Here is a 4254-nt window from a genome sequence, read left to right on the forward strand (position 1 = left end):
CTCCCGAGGAATTCGCGGATCAGGCGGTTTCGATAGAAACCATGCAGTGAGAAGCGATTGGGGTTGATGGACCGCGATGTGAGAATGAGCAGGACGACAGCTGCCAGGGCGCCCGGCAGATAACCAGCGAAACTAGCCACCTGCGCCGTCGTGTTTGGAAGAGATATCACTTCGCAGCTCAGGCCGACGCTCTGGATTGACGAACCGAACCAGCGACAAGCCAGCACCGCCAGATCGTCCTGCACAAGCGCGCAGAGGACGACGATCGCGAGCAGGCCGATGGCGGTGCCCAGCCCGATCAGCAGGTGCAGCGGCACCTGCCAGGGCCGCCGGCCGGTGGTCTGGGTGCCGATCTTCAGGATCGGACTCCAGGCCATGATCGCGGCGATCACGCCGGGTGCGATGCCGATGGCCACGTCGAGATAGTCGCGCACCAGGATCGGCAGTGCCAGGGCGGCGCCGACGATGGCTAGGTAGAGCAGGAGCAGCCGCAGCTTCATCGCGCTCAGCCGGGCCAAACCTTCCTTCGCGGTGTCATTGGGGTCGTCGAGCCCCCGGAAGCCAGCATAGAGCGCGATCGCCGCCAGATTCATCGCCAGTGCGAAGGGTGGGCCGAGCAACTCGAAGACCGGCAGGCCCGACGGCACTGGATAGGCGATCCGCGGCAGCACGAAGGCGAGTGCCAGATGGGTCACAGAGGCCGCGCCCAGCCACGCGCAGAAATTCCGATAGGGTTGCGTGGTCGTCGGGCTGCGGCCGACGGCGCATTGGCCGAGAAAATACCCGAGCAGGGTTCCGATCCAGCTGGCGAGAACGCCAGCCGGAAGCCAGTGCCCGAAGATGATGGGGGCGTCGGTTCCCCTGGCGACCGTCAGGCTCAAGGCCTGGGCCCACAGCATGGTGGGCAGCAGGATCACGGCGCAGATGGTCCTCTCCTTCGGCTTCCAACCGCGGTCCGGAATGGCCACATAGACGAGAGAGGTGATGCCGGCCGACAGCAGCAGAATGAGATGCGGCAGGACGGTCCGGACATCCGGGTGGGCCAGTCCGGCATCGATGACCGGTAGCAATTTCACGATAGTGATGCCGAGCCAGAGAAGCGGAATGAACAGCAGCCAGTTGAGCAGCATGTTCCTGACGCAGACGACCACCGCGGTCACGGTGTCGGTCGAGAACACCCCTTTCCCCGGCGTCAGGTAGTTGGTCCGGCTGCGCAGCCGCCGGATGGCGATGTCTTCCTCGTCTCTGACCTTGGCCAGCCGTTCCTGCACGGCTTTCACATCGCCGCCCTGCCGGTGGATCAGCGCCGTCAGCCAGGCGCCGGTATAGCCCCCGCCGGACACCGTGGAGAGGTAGTGGATCCCGGTCAGCAGCTCTTTCCGGGCCAGGGCCTGGATGACGCCGAGGGCGAAAGCGCCGCTGCGGATGCCGCCGCCCGACAGGCAAAGGGCCGACTGGTTGAGGCGGAAGGTGTCGTCGAGTGTCGGCCTGCCCTTCGGGGTTCCCGGATGGCCGTCGATCTTCTCGAATTCCTGCCGAAGCACATCGACCAGGGACTGCGGACTCTGATCCTGGGAAGCGGCCGGGCTGTCAGTCGGCATGGTCCGCCTCCTACGAAGCGCCGGGCTGTGCCGGCGGATCTATTCGCTGCAGGATCAGGTTCACCGGCTTCGGATCCGGGTGGTCCATCGCACCCCAGAGAGCCGTGATGGAGTCGAGGATCTCTCCGGGGGCAGCCTCCAGGCACCAGACGGTGTCACGCAGGCCGATGCCGCGCAGGAAATCGTTGCCGAGTTGGTGGAGCGTGGTCTCGATGCCCGGGCGGCTCGCCGTGGCGTACAGCCCGGCCACGTCGTCCACGATCAGCAATTCGCTCTCCCGGATCGGCCACCATTTCATGTTGCGGGGCGAGGCCGGCTCGGCACCGTCGACGGTCTCTGCCAATTGCCGCAGTTTCGACAGCGTTGCGTAGCGCACCTTTCGGCCGTGGAATGCCGCTTCGGTGCCGATCCCGACCGCAAGGCTGGTCTTGCCGCTGTTCAGCGGGCCGGCGATCACGAAGCAGCGTGGCCGTTCGGCCCGGCCGCTTACCAGTTCGTTGACCGCCTTGCAGGCGGTGTCGTCGAGGCAGCCTTCCGGCGGCTCGAATTCCGGCAGGCGATACAGATAGGGCAAGGCGGCCTGCTGGAATCGCAGTTTCTGCCGCAGCCAATAGGCCGCCGGTGCCACGATGAGGACCACAGCGACGGGAATGCTGATCCATGCGGCCCAGCCCGACAGTGCAGCAAGCCCAAGCACGGCGCCGCCGACCATGTAATAGCTGGCGATCAGGGCATTGTTCCGGATGTCGCTTTGGTTCTGGCCGGCATCGAAGCGGGGGGCCTTGATCTTGCCGCCTTCGGCGATCCAGTCCCGCAATTCCTTGACCACAGCGAAAACCAGGGCGGCGCCGGCCCCGACCAGGGCGCCCGGCCACGTCGCCGGCAGGATCCAGGCCCCCACCAGGGTGAACAGCAGGCCGATTGCCAGATGCCCCATCTGGTCTGCCATCCACTGGTAGGAATAGGTCGGCGAGGTCTGCACCTCCTTGGCCCAGAGATCGGCTTTGATCTGCCACAGCAGATTGCAGACGGTGATCCTCACCGGGGTCGGTGTCCATTTCGAGGGGTCGATCTCCATCGGGGCGCTCCGATCCGTCAGATCGCCGGTGTCGAGTGGCTAGGGGAGGCGCTGCTGCCTTTGTGGTTTCCTGCCGCGTCGAGGCGATATGGTTAATATTTTCGAAATATGGGGCGGAAAGAATTCACTATGGTCGTGGGATTAAATTAAGTGATTTCTGTTTTGAGTCACGAAATCGATGGAATGTATACTTCATTTTATTCGGAATATTACTTTATAACTACCGCCATATGGCGTGTTTAAAATTAATTATGACGATGGTTCCAGCAAAGATCTAGGTTTTGGAAGGATTTTCGGAATTGCCGATATTTTCTGACTTGGTGTGGGTGTGGGCTGGTGGAGCAATAAAATAGGAAATAAATCCCAATTAATTTCTGCTACCGTGCGGAATTTGAGCTATCTACCAAATTATTAAAACAAAATTGCCGAATGCCACTACACTTTCATAATAATGCATCCCGCACTATTCTTCAATGGCAGTCGAGGCGGCTCGTGGCTTCGCCTGGGTCGGGTTGTGCAGCGCCGCCCTCCACAGTCTCGCGGCGCCCTGCTAGGCTCTTGGGATGACGCTCCTCGGACCCGACGACCCGCCGCCCTTCGAGCTGGTGAATCCCGACGGCAAGGCCTGCGCCGTGCTGGTGGCCGACCATGCCGGCCGCGCCTTCCCGAAATCGCTAGGCACCCTCGGCCTGGGGCCGGAGGCGCTGGACCGCCATGTCGCCTACGACATCGGCATCGAAGCGTTCTCGCGCCGCCTGGCCGAACGGCTCGACGCGCCGCTGCTGCTGCACCGCTATTCCCGGCTAATCCTCGACCCCAACCGGCAGCTCGACGACCCGACCTCGATCTGCGCCATCAGCGACGGCGTGATCGTGCCGGACAACGCCCGGCTGACGCGCGAGCAGGAGGCCGCCCGGGCCGCGGCGCTGTTCCACCCCTATCACGATGCGATCGCGGCGCAGATCGACCGGGCGGCCGCCCGCTGCCCGGCCCCGGCGCTGCTGTCGCTGCACAGCTTCACCCCCGTGATGCGCGGCTTCGCCCGGCCCTGGCAGGTCGGCGTGCTGTGGCGCGACGACGGCCGCATCCCGCTGCCGCTGATGGAGGCGCTGCGCCGCGACCCGGAAACCACGGTCGGTGACAACCAGCCCTATTCCGGCCGCAACGCGCATGGCTACACCATGCACAGCCACGCCGAGCCGCGCGGCCTGCCGCATGTGCTGATCGAGATGCGACAGGATCTGATCGCCGCCGACGCCGCGGCCGAGGCCTGGGCCGACCGCATGGCCGACATCTTCACCCCGATCCTGGCCGATCCTGGCCTGTACCAGCCCTTTCAGGCGGTGGCGTAATGAGCGAGCCCGCCTTCACCCTCGGCATCGAGGAAGAATACCTGCTGGTCGATCCGATCAGCCGGGACTTGGTCGCCGACCCGCCGCCGGAGCTGGCCGAGGCGCTGGAGCATCGGCACGAGGGCAGCGTTGCCCGCGAATTCTTCCGCTGCCAGGTCGAGGTCGGCACCCCAGTGTGCCGGACCATCGGCGAGGCGCGGACCGAGATCAAGCGGCTGCGCCG

At 64.4% G+C, this 4254-nt stretch carries 4 protein-coding genes; 2 read left to right on the forward strand and 2 right to left on the reverse strand.

Annotated features, from left to right (window positions below):
* A partial coding sequence (locus tag AC3XYG_RS21400; RefSeq protein ID WP_489141893.1) for a patatin-like phospholipase family protein occupies positions 1–1601 on the reverse strand: 1601 nt, incomplete at its 3' end.
* Between the two features lie 10 nt (positions 1602–1611).
* Entirely contained in the window at positions 1612–2679 is a 1068-nt protein-coding gene (locus tag AC3XYG_RS21405) for an ATP-binding protein (RefSeq protein WP_489141894.1), read from the reverse strand.
* Between the two features lie 563 nt (positions 2680–3242).
* Between AC3XYG_RS21405 and AC3XYG_RS21410 the strand changes: the two genes are divergently transcribed.
* Both AC3XYG_RS21410 and AC3XYG_RS21415 read left to right on the forward strand, forming a co-directional pair.
* Positions 3243–4031, forward strand: a complete 789-nt coding sequence (locus AC3XYG_RS21410) for an N-formylglutamate amidohydrolase (RefSeq protein WP_489141895.1) — start codon at positions 3243–3245, stop codon at positions 4029–4031.
* Positions 4031–4254: glutamate-cysteine ligase family protein (locus tag AC3XYG_RS21415; RefSeq protein WP_489141896.1), on the forward strand; the 224-nt coding region annotated here is incomplete at its 3' end. The genes AC3XYG_RS21410 and AC3XYG_RS21415, both read left to right, overlap by 1 nt.

The sequence above is a fragment of the Inquilinus sp. genome, assembly GCF_057815775.1.

What these genes read in the sequence shown, in the direction of transcription:
- AC3XYG_RS21405 (WP_489141894.1), bottom strand. Translation starts at nt 2,679, where the DNA reads ATGGAGATCGACCCCTCGAAATGGACACCGACCCCGGTGAGGATCACC.
- AC3XYG_RS21410 (WP_489141895.1), top strand. Translation starts at nt 3,243, where the DNA reads ATGACGCTCCTCGGACCCGACGACCCGCCGCCCTTCGAGCTGGTGAAT.